The sequence below is a fragment of the Bradyrhizobium sp. BR2003 genome, assembly GCF_009720285.1.
Taxonomy (GTDB): Bacteria; Pseudomonadota; Alphaproteobacteria; order Rhizobiales; family Xanthobacteraceae; genus Bradyrhizobium; species Bradyrhizobium elkanii.
Genome location: NZ_SMYJ01000009.1, coordinates 136,364 through 152,486 on the forward strand (window position 1 = coordinate 136,364; position 16,123 = coordinate 152,486).

Genomic DNA, 16,123 nt, shown 5'->3' on the forward strand with positions numbered 1-16,123 from the left:
AATTGATTTTGCGTCCCCGGCGGGCCAAGACTGCGCCCATGAACCCCATTTTGCAGCCGCCATGCGGCGATTCGGATGTCTGATACCTCTGCACGCGATCAGGCGCGGGACAATGCCATCTCGGTGAGCGCGATCTCGTCCGACCGGATCGAGCCGGACGACAATGCGTGGACGCGGCGCCTCGTCATCTTCCTGCGCATCATGGCCGTCGTCTCGGTCGCCAAGGGCCTCTATCACTGGGCCCAGGTGACCGGCTTCGTCGGCGGCGAGGAGGAGGCCTTCGAGAACCAGTCGATGGCCTGGCAGACCGCCACGATCTATTTCGCCGTCATCGAACTCGTCGCCGCGGTCGGGCTCTGGCTCGCGACCCCTTGGGGCGCCGTGGTGTGGCTGACCACCGTGGTGTCGATGGCGGTCATCGAGCTGATGTTTCCCGGCATCTATGGCGGCAGTCTCACCGTGGTCGGGCTCGAGGCCTTGATGCTCGCCGCCTATCTCGCGCTGGCCTGGATGTCGGCGCGCGAACGCCCCCCATAGGCCGGCGCGGAGCGATGGCGTGATGCACTGTTGCCCCGTGGCGACAGCGCCGCGAATAGCTGGCCGCGGCCGGCAATATTTGGCGGCCGTGCGCGCAACGAGAAGACAGCATCGCTGGTTCTGATAGGTGGGTGCCGACAGATCGCATCCGTTTGAGACACCCCCTTCCGGGACCGTCTCTACGGGACCTGCCGTCGGGACCCATTTCACCGGATCTCGGCGCGTGTGCCGGCCGGCTTTGCGCGGGCCGACGGCGGAACCGATCTGGCCCCCGCACCGGATCAGCACCGCTTGCGCGCATCGCGTGCACGTCCCGCCGATGCACTCCGATAAAATTTTCAAAGAATTTTCCGGTAACCGATCGGTCACCGTAAAGGGTTCCCTCATACCCGTTACGCCACCGTTTCGAATTCAGACGATGCTGTTTCCGAATGTGACAGGGCAGGCAGACGAAGCGTGAACAAGGCTCTGCCACCGTCAATGAAAAGTTGCGAAAAGCCCTTGATCCAAGGGCTTAATCCACGATTCACTGTCTTAAATTCATGATCTCTTTATTCTCTTATTTAAGCGGATATTCAAACGGCCCCCTTACGTTGGACCTATCAGGCGGGACACAAGTTTCGTCGAATAAAGTCGATAAAAACGACAAACAGGGGAAGTGTCATGATGAAAGCCGTTGCGACAACGGCGGCGGACGCCGCCGATCGCGCTACCGGTCAAGCTCCGGTGCAGCCGCTCTATCTCGAAGCCCTGACTTTGGTGGAGCGGCTGCATCGCCGGCTCCTCGACGTCATCAAGGACGAATTCGATCGTCGTGGCCGCGCCGACATCAACTCGGTGCAGGCGCTGCTCCTGTACAACATCGGCGACAAGGAACTGACCGCCGGCGAGCTGCGCACCCGCGGCTACTATCTCGGCTCCAACGTCTCCTACAATCTGAAGAAGCTCGTCGAGCTCGGCTTCCTCGATCATCAGCGTTCGCGCGTCGATCGCCGCTCGGTCCGCATCCGGCTGACCCCGCAGGGCCAGGAAGTCCGCCGCATCGTCGATGCGCTCTATCAGAAGCACGTCAAGACGGTGGAGCAGGTCGGCGGCATCTCGAACGAGGAGTTCGCGAGCCTCAACAAGTCGCTGCATCGCCTCGAGCGGTTCTGGACCGACCAGATCCTGTACCGCCTCTGAGCCTTCCTGTTTTCGCCTGATGGCCAAGCCGGCCGCTCGAGAAGACCGGCAGCCTTCCTCCAGTCCAGCCTTGCTCCAGTCAACGCATCGGTCATGCCCGGCCGGTGCGTTTTTCTGCACCTGTTTCATGCTGCACCTGCGAAAATAAATGGGGTCCGGCGAGGAACCAAGCCGTTGCCGGCGCTTTATCCTGTCTCCCGACGTGAATGAAATCCAATCGGATCTCGTCACGCTCGGATTTTTAGACGCGTTTTCTTCATGCGAGCCGGTGTCCACTTCGCCTGAAAACGCTCTGATGGAGAAGCAGGACATGCTGGTCGAGCGCGGGATCGAGGTGCTGAATGTCGAGGTCGTCGGTGACGCCTACGCGATCGCCTCGAACTATCTGCGCAAATCCGGCGTCATTCCCGACAATTTCGCCACCAATGAGCGCCTGCTCGGCATCATCGTGAAGCTGTTCCAGCGCGGTGAGATGAACCGCCTCCGCCTCGCCAACAAGGCGATCGCGAAGTTCGAGGCCGAGACGCTGGTGGTCGCCTGAGCGTCAACCCGGAGACTTCAATGGAAGCCGCTATCGATCGGATCATGCAGACGTATGATCTGCTGCTCAACCGCACGCCCGCTGCAAGCGACGAAGCGCGCGCGAAGGTGACAGAATACGTGCAGACGCTGTTCGACGCCGGCGAGCGCGATCCGCATCGGTTGACGGTGTGCGGGCTGACCTATCTGCGCCAGCTCGACGGCAGCACCGACCATGTCAAGGCCGGGTATACCGGGCTGTAGGCATACTGGATCGCCAACCTAGCGATGACACTGCGGATGGCCACACACGATCGTCGTCCTGGCTTTTTCGCCATGACGACACTGAGTGTGTTGCGCGGTCTCCGGAAGGAACGAGACCTGTCTCCGGAAGGAACGTGACCTGCGGTATCAATCATAGCGTGGCATTTGGTCAGCAGCGACGGGGATATCGCGACCGCTGTTGATTGTCTCGCCAATGGCGCGCGCGAGGCGGGTCGTGGAGGGTGCGCTCATAACCCAACGCCGCCCGCTTGAAATGCATGCGAGCGGCGATGGGCTCTAGCCCCAGGATGGATGATGCAAAATCCTGACGACAATTGGTCTGCTGACGGGTCCAGGAGTTTCGTAGCCAAGAAGGGGTACCTCAACTTCGCAAGCGCCGATACCGGACGGAGCGGCGGCAAATGTCGGGTCCAGGTTAGGATTGAGCACCAAGTTGCTCCCGGCCTCAGCCTGTACCCCCTCGCTGGGGCCGCTTTTTGAGCCGGCCGTTTTGAGACCTCTGCTGCTCTACGGATAGGTGTGGCCTTTCTGAGCAACGCGCACAGCCAACGGCGTGCGGGGAAGATCCCCAAACTCGGACGAGTCGTAGTCTCGGCCTTCAGGTGTCACGATGTGGATGTCGTAACACTGTGACCGTGAAAGCTCTTTTGCCTTGCGCAGAGCTGCCTCGGCGGTGTCACGACGGTGCACGATCTCTCCAAACTTGCACCTAGCTTTTACGGTGAAGCTCATCTTTCTTCTTTTTCTTGTTTCGCTTGACGACCTCGGCCTGAGCCCGGAAGGCTTGGGCGAGGCTCTTCATTTGCTCGGCCGCGAATTCGTCAGCCGTCCGCACCGCCGCCTGCTCGGCGGTCTTGGCCTGCTTCTTCAGGTCCTTGGCGATGCCCATGTCCTGTAACTTCCACGCCGTTCCGGCAGTTCCATCCGTCCGGATCTCACGATCACGATCAGCGAATTCTCGCCCGGCTGAACGGATGAGAGACGTCGAAAAATGGCACCTGTTCCTCTCATTTGACGCGAAGCTGGCGGGAACTTTTCAGGCTCCCGGGCTTTTTGATTTTGCTTTGGGGGCAGCCAAACGTCAGCGTTGGAGAGAGGAGCCATGAAGCGACGACGCCGGGTTAGGCAGATTTTCCCCCTTGAAGAACGCCTTGCCCAGGAAGCCAAAAGGCTACGTCAACGGGCCAAGAACCTTCCTCCCTGTCGAGAGCGAGAGACCCTGTTGAGGCAGGCGCGGCATGACGAAACCACCGCCAATTTGACGGCGTGGCTACTGTCCCAAGGTCCGCGGGCACCCATCTAGGAGGACGCTCAATGCATACAAACCACCACCATATCGACAGTGTGGAGATTGCCTTTGTAAGCGCTGCGACCGTGTCGCTTGTCGCTCTCATCGCCTCCATGGCCTGGCTTCTGCTGGGATGAAATTCCGAAGGAGGGCTCCGATCGAGACTTCATCGGGACAGCTATGCGGATCCCATAGAATGAAAAATCTTCTCGAGCGCGACCAGTGAGCCAAAGACTGCGACGGTCACCGCGAGGAAGACAGCGAAATAGTAGACCCGATACATAAGGCGACCTCTCCGGGATGCGTACAAGGCCCGGGATAACGGATGCGTCCTTTGATGGTTCGAAGGCCTGCGCCGCGGCGGGGACATCGCGAGCGATGCGAATCTTCCGCCGCCGTGATCGCCTCACGCAGCGCGTGTCGATTGATCGAAATGATCGAGCAACCGGCCAAGTATCCGGCGTTCTTCCTCGATTCGCCGTCGATAGCGTTCGCGCTCTTGTTCCGAGGCCGCGCTGTCCAGCAGGAATTGATAGTGGCCGATGACTTTTTCGCTGCCTTTTATGAGCAGCTGTTGCAGCTCATTCATGGCGTGATCTCCTCGCAAGTTGCGCGAACGGCTGAGGAGGGGAGTGGCGGAATGTCGGCCGCGAGGCCCTGCATCGCCGTGGTTTCTTCGGACAGGCGTCTCTCGATGAATTCGCGTTCGAGATCGGAGAGCTGGGTCTGCAGCAATCGCCGATAACGATGAATATTGTTGCGATGAGCGCGCAACTGTTCAAGCCTGTGGTCGAACAGTTCTGAGTTCCGGCGCCTTGCCTGTTCAAATCTCGACCGCCATCGTTCCTCGAGCCGGTCGATAACCTGCTTCGGTAGTCTGATGTCCGTCATCTCCTCTCCTCCTATGCAGCCAGGCAGCGGTCGACGGAGCGCAGGCGAGCAGGCCGGCCGCCTGGCGGATGGCGCGGATCGCTGTCGAGCGCACGAAGCGCTTCAAGGATATCGCTGACAGGAACGGGAGATTTGAGCCCCTTGGCTGCGCGCAAGGCAGGATTGGACGCTACAGCACTGGCGTCCGAGGCCCAGGATGCCAAGATGGCGCGCTTCTCGGACAGGCTCAGGCGAGTGTCCCGCACCACGTCGTGCGGGGTCTCATATTCGTGGTGGTCGCAAATCGGCAGATGAAAGCCAATAATGTTGGGTGCAGGCGCGATCGTCGGCCGCATGGATGCCTCCATTCGAAAGACGAGTTGCTGAGGAGACGAAGCCGCGTGCCGTTCGCCGGACGCGGCTTCGCCGGTTTGATCAGGCGGCGACGTTTTCCAGCTGCCGGGGCGCATTGCTCGACGCCGCATTGATCGCGATGCGTCGCGGCTTCATCGCCTCCGGCACCTCGCGTGCCAGCTCGATTCTGAGAAGTCCGTTGTCGAACGCTGCGCTTTTGACCTCGACGTAGTCGGCCAGGCTGAACTGGCGCTTGAACCTGCGCGTCGAGATGCCCTGATAGATGTATTCGCGCTCGGCCTTCTCGACCTTGACGCCTTCGACAGTCAGAACGTTCTGCTCTGCCGTGACGGAAATCTCGTCCGGCGCAAAACCGGCGATCGCGAGCACGATCTGATAGCGGTCTTCGGACAGCCGTTCGATATTGTAGGGCGGGTAGTGATCTTCGCCGGCCCGGTGGGCTGCTTCGGCGAGATCAAAGAGCCGGTCGAAGCCGATGGTCGACCGGAAAAGGGGAGAGAAGTCGTATGTGCGCATAGCCAAATCCTCCATAGAGCAAGATGGATATGAACGGCACCGGACACGACCGGTGCCCGTCTCGCCTGGACCCGAACGGCGACCAGGCACCAGCCTCCGCGGTGGGAACTGGCGGGAAAAAAATAAAAATCGGAGATGCCGTGTCAAGAGCTCGGCCGAAAATTTTGCGGTCGATGATGGGAGAGGGCTCCCCGCCTTCCTGGGGCTCGTCTGCGGCGGCACAGCTCAAGTCGCTGGGATTAACGCCGCTCGAAGGACGACTGTTGCAGGCAAGACATCGTCGTGGAAAACCAAATCACCGATTTACATAGGCTAATGCTGGAACCGTACGGACGTTGATCGATCGGGCTGCCTGTCTCCAACAGCTCAGCGCGGATCAGGCAAACGGCCCCAGCACCGGCTCCTAGGCCCCCAAAGGTGCTGGGGCCGTTTTGTTGGCGAGCCGTTCCGAATCAAAGCAAGCGAAAAATGGCCAGAGATGGTGCGGCGATTTGCAGCACTGGCTAGCCGCGCCCTCCCGCTTGCCGAAGCCTGTGGCGAATGGTCGCTAGGGATACGCAGACGCGAGATCGGCGAGCGATTCCTGACCCGAAGGGATCGCGGTGTCCGAGTGGCGATGCGATCACGTGACCGGATGCAGCCGGCGATCGGCAGGCTGCTTTCCGAAAATTCAGGAGGAAGCCCCATGATCCCGTCCCACATGCGCCTGGTCGGCGCGGTCGTCGCGCTGTTGCTTGGGGCGAGCGGTCCGGCGCCCGCGCAGCAACTCGAGCTCAAGCTGATGGCGCCGGCGGCGCCCGGCGGCGGCTGGGATCAGACGGCGCGCTCGATGCAGCAGGCGCTGGTCGCCTCCGGTGTCGCGCGCAGCGTCCAGGTCACCAACGTTCCCGGCGCCGGCGGCAGCGTCGGCATCGCGCAGTTCGTCAACGGCGCCAAGGGCGACGGCAACCAGATGATGGTGAACGGCTTCGTCATGGTGGGCGCGCTGGCCATGAACAAGTCGCCGGTGACGCTGGATCAGGTGACACCGATTGCGCGCCTCACCGAGGAGACCCAGGTCATCGTGGTGCCGGCCAACTCGCCGATCAAGACAGCGCAGGATCTCGCCGCCGCGGTGAAGGCCGATATCGCCAAGGTGACCTTTGCCGGCGGCTCGGCCGGCGGCGTCGACCATGTGATGGCGGCGCTGTTCGCGGGGACGGTCGGCGCCGACGCCAAGAAGATCAACTACATTCCGTTCTCGGGCGGCGGCGAGTCGCTTGCAGCCATTCTCGGAGGCAAGGTCACGGCCGGCATTTCCGGCCTCAGCGAGTACGAAGGCCAGATCAAGGCCGGCAAGCTGCGCGCGCTCGGCGTGACGTCAGCGAACCGTCTGCCCGGCGTCGACATCCCGACCTTCAAGGATCAGGGCATCGATCTCGTGCTGGCCAATTGGCGCTCGGTGGTCGCACCGCCCGGCATCACGTCCGAGCAGCGCAAGGTGCTGAGCGATGCGGTCGAGAAGATGGTGAAGTCCGATGCCTGGAAGGAGATCCTGAAGCAGAAGGGCTGGGATGACGCCTATCTCGGTGGCGACGCCTTCGCGGATTTCCTGAAGAAGGAGATCACGCGCGTGACCGAGGTGCTGAAGTCCGTCGGCCTCGTGAAGTCATGACGCCGGACGCGGCGTCTGAGAATCTCCCGCCCGCGTCGGCGCGACGCGTCGATCGCGCCGGCGTGGTCATCGCGGCCGCACTTGCCGGGCTTGCCGCGGTGCTGGTGTGGGACGCCAGCAAGCTGCCGTCCACCAGCATGTATGGCATGGGGCCGGAGGCGATGCCGGTCGTCATCGCAATCGGCCTTGTCATCCTCGCGGTCGGCAATCTGATCGATGCGCTGCGCGGCAACCTGCCGCCGCGCGAGAGCATGGATCCGAAACCGGTGGGGCTGATCATCGGCGGCCTGGCGCTCCTGATCGCCATCATCGGCCTTGGCGGCGGCTTCATCCTCGCGACATCGGCGCTGTTCGTCACCACGTCGGCGGCGTTCGGCCGCCGCGCCGTCCTCGCCGACACCGCCATCGCGCTCGTGATCACGACCTTGATCTATCTCGCGTTCGACAAGCTGTTGACGCTGAGTCTTCCCGCCGGCCCGCTGGAGCGACTGCTGTGATGGACACTTTCGCCGCGCTGGCGCACGGCATGGCGGTCGCCATGCAGCCGATGAACCTGCTTTACGCCCTGATCGGCGTGTTCCTGGGCACCGCCGTCGGCGTGTTGCCGGGGATCGGTCCGGCGCTGACGGTCGCGCTGCTGCTGCCGGTGACCTACAAGCTCGATCCCGGCGGCTCGCTGATCATGTTCGCCGGCATCTATTACGGCGGCATGTATGGCGGATCGACCACCGCCATCCTGATCAATACGCCGGGCGAGAGCGCGTCGATGGCGACCGCGCTCGAGGGCAACAAGATGGCCAAGGCCGGCCGCGGCGGCCCGGCGCTGGCGACCTCGGCGATCGGCTCGTTCGTGGCCGGCACCATCGCCACCATCGGCCTCGCATTCCTCGCGCCATGGTTGGTCGATGTCGCGGTGCGCTTCGGGCCGGAGGATTACTTCGCGCTGATGTGCGTCGCCTTCGTCACGGTGTCCGCTACCTTCGGCGACTCGCCGGTCCGCGGCCTCACCAGCCTGTTCATCGGCCTGACGCTCGGGCTGGTCGGCATCGACAAGCTGACCGGTCAGGCGCGGCTTGCCTTCGGCATTCCCGAGCTGCTCGACGGCGTCGAGGTGACGACGCTCGCGGTCGGCCTGTTCGCGGTCGGCGAGGCGCTCTATGTCGCCTCGCGCCGTCACCACGCCGAGGAGAAGCTCGAGCCGGTGCGCGGCTCGCTGTGGATGACGAAAGAGGACTGGCGGCGGTCGTGGAAGCCGTGGCTGCGCGGCACGCTGTTCGGTTTTCCGATCGGGGCGCTGCCGGCCGGCGGGGCGGAGATCCCGACATTCCTGTCCTATTCCACCGAGCGGCGACTGACCAAACATCCCGAGGAATTCGGCAAGGGCGCGATCGAAGGCGTCGCAGGGCCGGAAGCGGCGAACAACGCGTCCGCCGCCGGCACGCTGGTGCCGCTGTTGACGCTCGGGCTGCCGACCTCGGCAACGGCTGCAATGATGCTGGCGGGCTTCCAGCAATACGGCCTCAACCCGGGGCCGCTGCTGTTCGCGGAGCGGCCCGACCTGGTGTGGGGCCTGATCGCGAGCCTGTTCATCGCCAACGGCATGCTGCTGGTGCTCAATCTGCCGCTGGTCGGGCTCTGGGTGCGGCTGCTGGCGATCCCGCAGCCCTGGCTCTATGCCGGCATCCTGGTATTCGCCACCATGGGCACGATCGCGGCGAAGCCGTCGGTCGTCGAGTTGTCGATGCTGGCGGCGTTCGGCGTGATGGGCTTTCTGATGCGCCGGTTCGACTTCCCGATCGCACCCGTCGTGATCGGGCTGATCCTCGGGCCGATCGCCGAAAGCCAGCTGCGTCGCGCGCTGGCGATCAGCCTCGGCGATCCCATGGTGCTGCTGCAAAGCCCGATGTCGGCGACGCTGCTCGGCATCGCGCTGATCGCGCTGCTGGCGCCGTTCGTGCTCAAGGGGCTCGGGCGATTCAAGGCGAACGAGGATTAGCGCGCGACCAGACCGTAAAAGGCCCGCTCCGGGGCTCGCATTTCGGAGCGGGCCAGTCTGGGCACGGCAAATATCGCCGCGACGCGAAACCTAGCGCGACAAGCTGACACCACCCTGACGGCGGCGAAAAAAGCGAGGTAACTAAACGCCGCCTCGCTGTCGCAGGATTTTCCGTGAACGAAATGTTCAGCTCACCATTTGTAGGCGAGGCTCGCCGTGATGCGGCGGCGATCGCCGTAGTAGCAGGAGCTGATGGTCGCGCAGCTCGCGACATAGACCTTGTCGGTGACGTTCACGACATTGAGCGCCGCGCGCCAGTTGTTGTCCCATTCGTAATGCAAGGCGAGGTCGCCCAGCACGACCCCCGGGACGCGTGCGGTGTTCGCGGTGTCGGCAAAGGACGAGCCGACATAGCGCACGCCGCCGCCGAAGCCGAAGCCGCTCAGCGGCCCGTCGCGGAAGGTGTAGTCGGTCCACGCTGATGCGAGCTGCCGCGGTGCGTTGGTCGGCACGGTGCCGATCAGCGCGGGATTGAGGTCCTTGCTGACGAACAGCTCGTAATTGGTGTAGCTCGCCACCAGCTTGAAATCGCGCGTGATGTTCGCGACCGCCTCGAGCTCGACGCCGCGCGAGGTGACTTCGCCGTTCTGGGTCTGGAACAGCGGGTTGTTCGGATCTGTTGTCAGCGCGTTCTTGCGCTTGAGGTCGAAATACGCGACGCCGAACCGTGCGTTGAGCCCGACCGGCTCGTACTTGACGCCGACCTCGGTCTGCTCGGAGGTTTCCGGCAGCAGCAATTGGCCGGACGCGGTGGTGCCGATGACCGGATTGTAGCCCGTCATGTAGGAGACGTAGGGCGCAACGCCGCTGTCGAAATTGTAGATCGCGCCGACACGGCCGGAGAACTGGCTGTCGTCGCGGCCCTGGGACGCGCCGATCCGGTTGTTGTTGGTGAGATCGACCCAGTCCTGGCGTCCGGACAGCACGACCGTCAGGCGATCGAGCTTGACCTGATCCTGCAGATAGACGCCGGCCATGCCCTGGGCGAGATAGGCGTTCTGATACAGCGGGCCGCTGTACGGCAGGTTGGTGCCATAGACCGGATTGAGCACGTTGAGATTCGTGCCGATGCCAAAGCCCTGGCGGTCGTCGATGCCGTAATATTTCAGATCGACGCCGACCAGCGCAGTGTGCTGCAGCGCGCCGGTGGCGAAACGGTATTCGAGCTGATTGTCGAGGTTGAGCTGGGTGGCGATGCCGCGGGTGTAGAAATTGCCGCGGGCGATGTCGGCGGCGGCCGGCGTCGTCGCGTAGCCGAGCCCGTAGAGGCCGGCATAATAGACGTCGACATGCGCCATGCGTGCGTTCTGGCGGAAGTCGACGCTGTCAGTCACGCTCTTCTGGAACTGGTAGCCGACCATCTGCTGGTCGCGGCGGAACTGGTCGGCACTGGGATCGCCGACGAACAGGCTGGTCGGAATCCGGCCGAACGGCGCGTTGGTGACGGTGCCGACATAGGGCAGGAAGTTCAGCGCGCGGGTGTTGCTGTGCGAGGCCATGCCGAAGACGGTGAGGCTGGTGTCGGCATCGGGCCGCCAGGTCACCGACGGGGCAAAGAAGAAGTTGTTGTCGTAGACATAGTCGGTCTGGGTGCCGCCGCCCTGGGCCTGGCCGACCAGGCGGTACTGTACCTGGCCATTGCCGGGCTGCGCCGTCGCGCCGCCGATGTCGAACTGCGTATAGGCGTTGCCGAAATTGTTGACGCCGGTCTCGATGTAGCGAATGGGCTCGGCCTGCGGCAGCTTGCTCACCGCGTTGACGAGGCCGCCCGGCGCCGAGCCGCCATACAGGATGCCGGATGGACCACGCAGCACCTCGACGCGCTCGAGATTGAAGGGCTGCAGCTTCCAGCTCGCATAGGAGGTGTAGAACAGCTGCAGGCCGTCGAGGAACAGCGACTCGTTCTGCGCGGGAAAGCCGCGGATCATGAACCAGTCGTTGCGGAAATCGGCGCCATAGGTGCCGCCAATGACGCCCGGCGTGTAGCGCAGCACCTCGTCGAACTTGCTGACGATCTTCTGGTCGCGGATCTGCTCGGCGCTGATGACGGACACCGATTGCGGGGTCTGGATGATCGGCGTGCTGGTCTTGGTGCCGCTGGCGCTCAGCCGCGCCAGATAGCCGGTGACCGGGCCGTTGGCGCGTTCGTGCCCGCCGCCGGCGCCTGCCGGCTGCTGTGCGAGTTGTGGCTGGGCGCCCACTGGCGCAACTGTTGTGCGGCGCGAGGCGCTGCGTGCGCGCGTGGTCCGTTGCGAGGGCTGCTGCGATCGCGCCGCCTGCCGCTGCGGGGCTTCGACGGTCACCGACGGCAATTGGGTCTGGGCGAAGACATCGTCCGCACCAACAACCGAAAGCACCGCGACAGCCGAAGCGGCAAACCGCTGCGGCCGAATCCACCTGCACGACATTTATTCCACGCCCCGTAAAAAATCTTGAGCGAGTCGTTATCACGGTGATTTTCGCGAGCAGCCTGCGCGCGGTTAGAAGCTGTCGAAGTTGCGCGCAAAGCTTGTCTGTGTGACCGGGAGACAACGGCGTATGACGCGCAATTGCACGCATCGCGTGAGAGCTTTGAATCGATCCAGTGTTGAACGATTCAAAATCGTCCCGTCCTCGCGTGAGCCGATGCATCGCGATCGCGCGCGACATGATCAAGCGCGTCTGATGTCGCGTGGTTGCGCGAGCAGCGCTTGCAAACCTTAAGGCGCTGGTCGTCTTGTGCGTGAGTCCCGCGCGGTCAACAACGGACGTCGCGTTCCATTCAGCGGCCGCCACAGCCGTGCTGGCGGGGCGGCTGGAACCGGGTAGGGGGCGGGCGCCGGGCCGGCTGGCAATCCCCGCCATCCCCACCATATCTGGCATAATTGACCGGCAGGGACCGCAAGCGCTTGGCCATTTTGGGGCGATGTGATAACGCTCTGAAGCCAGCTTCGACCGCCACTCGTGACCGTCCGCATCCCGCCTAAAGGCTTGCGGCGGTGGAGATATTTCGCCGATGACCTCATCCACCAAGACCGCTTCCGCGCCCGATTCCTTCTTCACGGCGAACCTCGCCGAGGCCGATCCCGAGATCGCCGCCGCGATCAGGGGCGAGCTCGGCCGGCAGCGTCATGAGATCGAGCTGATCGCCTCGGAAAACATCGTCAGCCGCGCCGTGCTGGAGGCGCAGGGCTCGGTGATGACCAACAAATACGCGGAGGGTTATCCGGGCGCGCGCTACTACGGCGGTTGCGAGTGGGTCGACGTCGCCGAGACGCTGGCGATCGAGCGTGCCAAGAAGCTGTTCGGCGCCGGCTTCGCCAACGTCCAGCCGAACTCCGGCAGCCAGATGAACCAGGCGGCGTTTCTGGCGCTGCTGCAGCCCGGCGATACCTTCATGGGCCTCGACCTTGCGGCTGGCGGCCATCTCACCCACGGCTCGCCGGTCAACATGTCCGGCAAGTGGTTCAAGGCCGCGCACTACACCGTGCGGCGCGAGGACCAGATCATCGACATGGACGAGGTGCAGAAGCAGGCCGAGCAGGTCAAGCCGAAGCTGATCATCGCCGGCGGCTCGGCCTATTCGCGCGCCTGGGACTTCAAGCGCTTCCGCGAGATCGCGGATTCCGTCGGCGCGTATCTGCTGGTCGACATGGCGCATTTTGCGGGCCTCGTCGCCGGCGGCGTGCATGCCTCGCCGGTGCCGCACGCCCACGTCACCACCACGACGACGCACAAGTCGCTGCGCGGCCCGCGCGGCGGCCTGATCCTCACCAATGATGAGACGCTCGCCAGGAAGCTGAACTCGGCGATCTTCCCGGGCCTGCAGGGCGGTCCGCTGATGCACGTCATCGCAGCCAAGGCTGTCGCGTTCGCCGAAGCGCTGCGGCCGGATTTCAAGGTCTACGCCAAGAACGTGGTCGAGAACGCCAAGGCGCTGGCGGAGACGCTGCGCGGCCATGGCCTCGACATCGTCTCGGGCGGTACCGACAACCATCTGATGCTGGTCGACCTCAGGCCGAAGGGCCTGAAGGGCAACATCTCCGAGAAGGCGCTGGTGCGCGCCGGCATCACCTGCAACAAGAACGGTATCCCGTTCGATCCCGAAAAGCCGTTCGTGACCTCGGGCCTGCGCCTCGGCACTCCGGCGGCGACCACGCGCGGCTTCGGCGTCGCCGAGTTCAAGCAAATCGGCGGCATGATCGCCGAAGTGCTGAACGCGCTGGCGCAGTCGCCGGACGGCAAGGCGCCGCTGGTCGAGGCCGCGATCAAGGAGCGCGTCAAGGCGCTGACCGATCGCTTCCCGATCTATCAGTAAAAGGTTCGTATTGTTTTTGAGCATGATCTCTTCGGAAAACCGCTTCGCACTTTTCCGGATCATGCTCGTGTAGAGGTCCCGTCGGATGCGCTGCCCGAGCTGCAATTCTCTCGATACGCAGGTCAAGGACTCGCGTCCGACCGAGGACTCCGCGGTCATTCGCCGGCGTCGCGTCTGCATGGCCTGCAACTTCCGTTTCACGACCTTCGAGCGGGTGCAGCTGCGCGAGCTGACCGTCATCAAGCGCAACGGCCGCCGCGTGCCGTTCGACCGCGACAAGCTGGTGCGCTCGCTGCAGATCTCCTTGCGCAAGCGCCCGGTGGAATCCGAGCGGGTGGAGAAGATGGTGTCGACCATCGTGCGCGAGCTCGAAAGCGGCGGCGAAGCCGAGGTCTCCTCGGAGGCGATCGGCGAGATCGTGATGGAGCACCTGCGCCAGCTCGACGACGTCGCCTATGTACGCTTCGCCTCGGTCTATCGTAATTTCCGCGAGGCCAAGGACTTCGAGGCCGTGCTCGACGAGTTGACCGGCGAAGAGGACCCGCGGCTCGCGACGCTACGCAAATGATCTTCCGCATTCTGGAAGACCAGTTCGCGCAGAAGGCCAAAGAGGCCAAGGAAGCAGCCAAGGAAGCGGCAAAGGCGGCCGATCTGCGCTTCATGCAGCTGGCGCTGGCGCTTGGCCGGCGCGGGCTCGGGCGTACCTGGCCCAATCCGGCGGTCGGCGCCGTGATCGTCAAGGACGGCGTCATCGTCGGCCGCGGCTGGACGCAAGCAGGCGGCCGCCCGCATGCCGAAGTCGAGGCACTCAGGCGCGCAGGTGACGCCGCGCGTGGCGCCACGCTCTATGTGACGCTCGAACCCTGCTCGCATTTCGGCCGCTCGCCGCCCTGTGCGGACGCCGTGGTTGCGGCCGGGCTCGCCCGCGTCGTCTCGGCGATCGAGGATCCCAATCCGGAAGTCGCGGGGCAGGGGCATGCCAAGCTGCGCGCCGCCGGCATCGCAGTCGACGTCGGGCTGTGTGCGGCGGAGGCCGCGCGCGACCATGCCGGACACTTCCGGCGCATCCGCGACAAGCGCCCGCTTGTGATCCTCAAGCTCGCGGTGTCCGCCGACGACAAGATCGCAGCCAGCGGCCACAAGCCGGTCGCGATATCAGGCGAGGCCGCGCGGACCCGGGTGCATTTGCTGCGCGCGCAGAGCGACGCGATCCTGGTCGGCATCGGCACGGTCAAGGCCGATGATCCGCTTTTGACCTGCCGGTTGCCGGGGATGGCGACGCGCTCGCCGGCGCGCCTGGTGCTGGACCGCGCGCTGCGGATTTCGGGCGACAGCCGCCTGGTGCATTCGGCGCGCGAGACGCCGCTCTGGGTCCTGACATCTGACATGGCGGAGGCGCCTGCCGCGGTGAAGCTCGGCGCCGCCGGCGCGCAGGTGATCCGTGTTGCCGCCACTGCGCCCGCGGGACTCGATCTGCCGTCCGTGCTGCGTGCGCTGGCGGAGAAGGGGATCTCGCGGCTGCTGGTCGAGGGCGGATCGCGCGTGGCAAATTCTTTCGTGGCGGCCGGCCTCGTCGATGAGATCTGGCTGTTGCGCGGACCCGATACGATCGGTGCCGACGGCGTTCCCGCGCTGGACGCAATGCCGCTCGACGCAATCACGCAGTCGCCCGCCTTTCGCCTTCGTGCTAGCGAAACCCTCGGCAAAGACAGTCTCATGATCTACGAGCGTGCGTAATGTTTACCGGAATTGTCACCGATATCGGTGAGATCACCAGCCTGAAGCAGGTCGCGCAGGGGCAGCTGCACCGGATGCGGATTGCCTGCGACTACGACCAGACCACGATCGCCGACGGCGCCTCGATCGCCTGCAACGGCGTCTGCCTCACCGTCGTCGCCTCCGGCACCGCCGATGGCAAGACCTGGTTCGATGTCGATGCCGCGGCCGAGACGCTCGGCATGACCACCGCCAAGCACTGGGCGCAGGGCGGCCGGCTCAATCTCGAGCGCGCGCTCAAGATCGGCGACGAGCTCGGCGGTCACATCGTGGCCGGGCATGCCGATGGGATCGCGACCATCGTCAAGCGCGAGGACCTGCCCGACATGGCGCGCTTCGAGCTGCGAACCAGCCGCGAACTGGCGCGTTTCATCGCGGCGAAGGGGTCGGTCACGCTGGACGGCGTGTCGCTGACCGTGAACACGGTCGACGACGTCACGTTTTCGGTGCTGATCATCCCGCACACGCTTGCTGTCACGACCCTGAGCGGCTGGAAGGCCGGCAGCGAGGTCAATATCGAGGTCGATCTGATGGCCCGCTACGCGGCGCGGCTGTCGGAGATGAAATAGCTTCGGCCTGGGCATTGCGGCCAACACAGACGTCCCTATCTGCCTATGCGCCTCGGGTGATTTTCAGCCCGGGCGGCCTATGCATTGCAGGCGAACCCGGCCTGAAAAATCGGGCTGATCGCGGTGACATCCGGGCCAGTATTGCCCTTGGCTTTAGCCCCTGCTGCGCCTAAAACGCAGCTCAACTCCTCCCCAAGTT

General features: G+C 64.0%; 18 protein-coding genes. 11 read left to right on the forward strand and 7 right to left on the reverse strand.

Annotated features, from left to right (window positions below):
• The first annotated feature begins 75 nt into the window (after window positions 1–75).
• From E2I15_RS05075 to E2I15_RS05090, 4 genes are all read left to right on the forward strand, one after another.
• Window positions 76–537, forward strand: a complete 462-nt coding sequence (locus tag E2I15_RS05075; RefSeq protein WP_016845013.1) for a DUF6163 family protein — start codon at window positions 76–78, stop codon at window positions 535–537.
• Window positions 538–1,200: 663 nt separating this feature from the next.
• The gene (gene ldtR / locus E2I15_RS05080) at window positions 1,201–1,719 is read left to right on the forward strand and encodes a transcriptional regulator LdtR (RefSeq protein ID WP_028333857.1); all 519 of its coding nucleotides are present in this window, start codon (window positions 1,201–1,203) and stop codon (window positions 1,717–1,719) included.
• Between the two features lie 310 nt (window positions 1,720–2,029).
• Complete coding sequence (locus E2I15_RS05085) at window positions 2,030–2,260, forward strand: hypothetical protein (protein ID WP_137477907.1); 231 nt, start codon at window positions 2,030–2,032, stop codon at window positions 2,258–2,260.
• 20 nt (window positions 2,261–2,280) lie between these two features.
• Window positions 2,281–2,502, forward strand: coding sequence for a hypothetical protein (locus tag E2I15_RS05090; protein ID WP_016845010.1), 222 nt, complete (start codon window positions 2,281–2,283; stop codon window positions 2,500–2,502).
• Window positions 2,503–3,030: 528 nt separating this feature from the next.
• Here E2I15_RS05090 and E2I15_RS38635 read toward each other — a convergent pair.
• From E2I15_RS38635 to E2I15_RS05115, 6 genes are all read right to left on the reverse strand, one after another.
• The gene (locus E2I15_RS38635; protein WP_170991439.1) at window positions 3,031–3,255 is read right to left on the reverse strand and encodes a hypothetical protein; all 225 of its coding nucleotides are present in this window, start codon (window positions 3,253–3,255) and stop codon (window positions 3,031–3,033) included.
• Window positions 3,233–3,412 carry a hypothetical protein gene (locus E2I15_RS05095; protein WP_016845008.1) on the reverse strand — a complete coding sequence of 60 codons (180 nt, stop codon included), beginning with the start codon at window positions 3,410–3,412 and terminating at the stop codon, window positions 3,233–3,235. The genes E2I15_RS38635 and E2I15_RS05095 overlap by 23 nt, the downstream gene beginning before the upstream one ends.
• An 805-nt stretch (window positions 3,413–4,217) precedes the next feature.
• Window positions 4,218–4,400 (reverse strand): hypothetical protein, encoded by a 183-nt coding sequence (locus E2I15_RS05100; protein ID WP_137477749.1) that lies wholly within the window; start codon window positions 4,398–4,400, stop codon window positions 4,218–4,220.
• Window positions 4,397–4,702 carry a hypothetical protein gene (locus tag E2I15_RS05105; RefSeq protein ID WP_422109820.1) on the reverse strand — a complete coding sequence of 102 codons (306 nt, stop codon included), beginning with the start codon at window positions 4,700–4,702 and terminating at the stop codon, window positions 4,397–4,399. Before E2I15_RS05105 ends, E2I15_RS05100 begins: the two co-directional genes overlap by 4 nt.
• A gap of 11 nt (window positions 4,703–4,713) precedes the next feature.
• A complete protein-coding gene (locus E2I15_RS05110; protein ID WP_137477750.1) occupies window positions 4,714–5,037 on the reverse strand; it encodes a hypothetical protein in 324 nt (107 codons plus the stop codon).
• Window positions 5,038–5,116: 79 nt separating this feature from the next.
• Complete coding sequence (locus tag E2I15_RS05115) at window positions 5,117–5,572, reverse strand: Hsp20 family protein (protein WP_137477751.1); 456 nt, start codon at window positions 5,570–5,572, stop codon at window positions 5,117–5,119.
• Between the two features lie 685 nt (window positions 5,573–6,257).
• Here E2I15_RS05115 and E2I15_RS05120 point away from each other — a divergent pair.
• Genes E2I15_RS05120 through E2I15_RS05130 form a run of 3 tightly spaced genes read left to right on the forward strand, consistent with a single transcriptional unit; the run spans window position 6,258 to window position 9,222 of the window.
• Window positions 6,258–7,226, forward strand: a complete 969-nt coding sequence (locus tag E2I15_RS05120; protein ID WP_137477752.1) for a Bug family tripartite tricarboxylate transporter substrate binding protein — start codon at window positions 6,258–6,260, stop codon at window positions 7,224–7,226.
• A complete protein-coding gene (locus E2I15_RS05125) occupies window positions 7,223–7,723 on the forward strand; it encodes a tripartite tricarboxylate transporter TctB family protein (protein WP_137477753.1) in 501 nt (166 codons plus the stop codon). Before E2I15_RS05120 ends, E2I15_RS05125 begins: the two co-directional genes overlap by 4 nt.
• Window positions 7,723–9,222 (forward strand): tripartite tricarboxylate transporter permease, encoded by a 1,500-nt coding sequence (locus tag E2I15_RS05130; RefSeq protein WP_137477754.1) that lies wholly within the window; start codon window positions 7,723–7,725, stop codon window positions 9,220–9,222. Before E2I15_RS05125 ends, E2I15_RS05130 begins: the two co-directional genes overlap by 1 nt.
• Window positions 9,223–9,413: 191 nt before the next feature.
• On the opposite strand, the gene E2I15_RS05135 is transcribed toward E2I15_RS05130, so the two are convergent.
• Window positions 9,414–11,690 (reverse strand): TonB-dependent siderophore receptor, encoded by a 2,277-nt coding sequence (locus tag E2I15_RS05135; RefSeq protein WP_137477755.1) that lies wholly within the window; start codon window positions 11,688–11,690, stop codon window positions 9,414–9,416.
• 587 nt (window positions 11,691–12,277) lie between these two features.
• Here E2I15_RS05135 and glyA point away from each other — a divergent pair.
• The 4 genes from glyA (at window position 12,278) to E2I15_RS05155 (ending at window position 15,924) form a co-directional block, all read left to right on the forward strand.
• A complete protein-coding gene (gene glyA / locus E2I15_RS05140) occupies window positions 12,278–13,579 on the forward strand; it encodes a serine hydroxymethyltransferase (protein WP_137477756.1) in 1,302 nt (433 codons plus the stop codon).
• Between the two features lie 85 nt (window positions 13,580–13,664).
• On the forward strand, window positions 13,665–14,147 hold the full coding sequence (gene nrdR, locus E2I15_RS05145; protein ID WP_016844999.1) for a transcriptional regulator NrdR: 483 nt from the start codon (window positions 13,665–13,667) through the stop codon (window positions 14,145–14,147).
• Window positions 14,144–15,316, forward strand: coding sequence for a bifunctional diaminohydroxyphosphoribosylaminopyrimidine deaminase/5-amino-6-(5-phosphoribosylamino)uracil reductase RibD (ribD, locus tag E2I15_RS05150; protein WP_137477757.1), 1,173 nt, complete (start codon window positions 14,144–14,146; stop codon window positions 15,314–15,316). The genes nrdR and ribD overlap by 4 nt, the downstream gene beginning before the upstream one ends.
• A complete protein-coding gene (locus E2I15_RS05155; protein ID WP_137477758.1) occupies window positions 15,316–15,924 on the forward strand; it encodes a riboflavin synthase in 609 nt (202 codons plus the stop codon). Before ribD ends, E2I15_RS05155 begins: the two co-directional genes overlap by 1 nt.
• The last annotated feature ends 199 nt before the right edge of the window (window positions 15,925–16,123 follow it).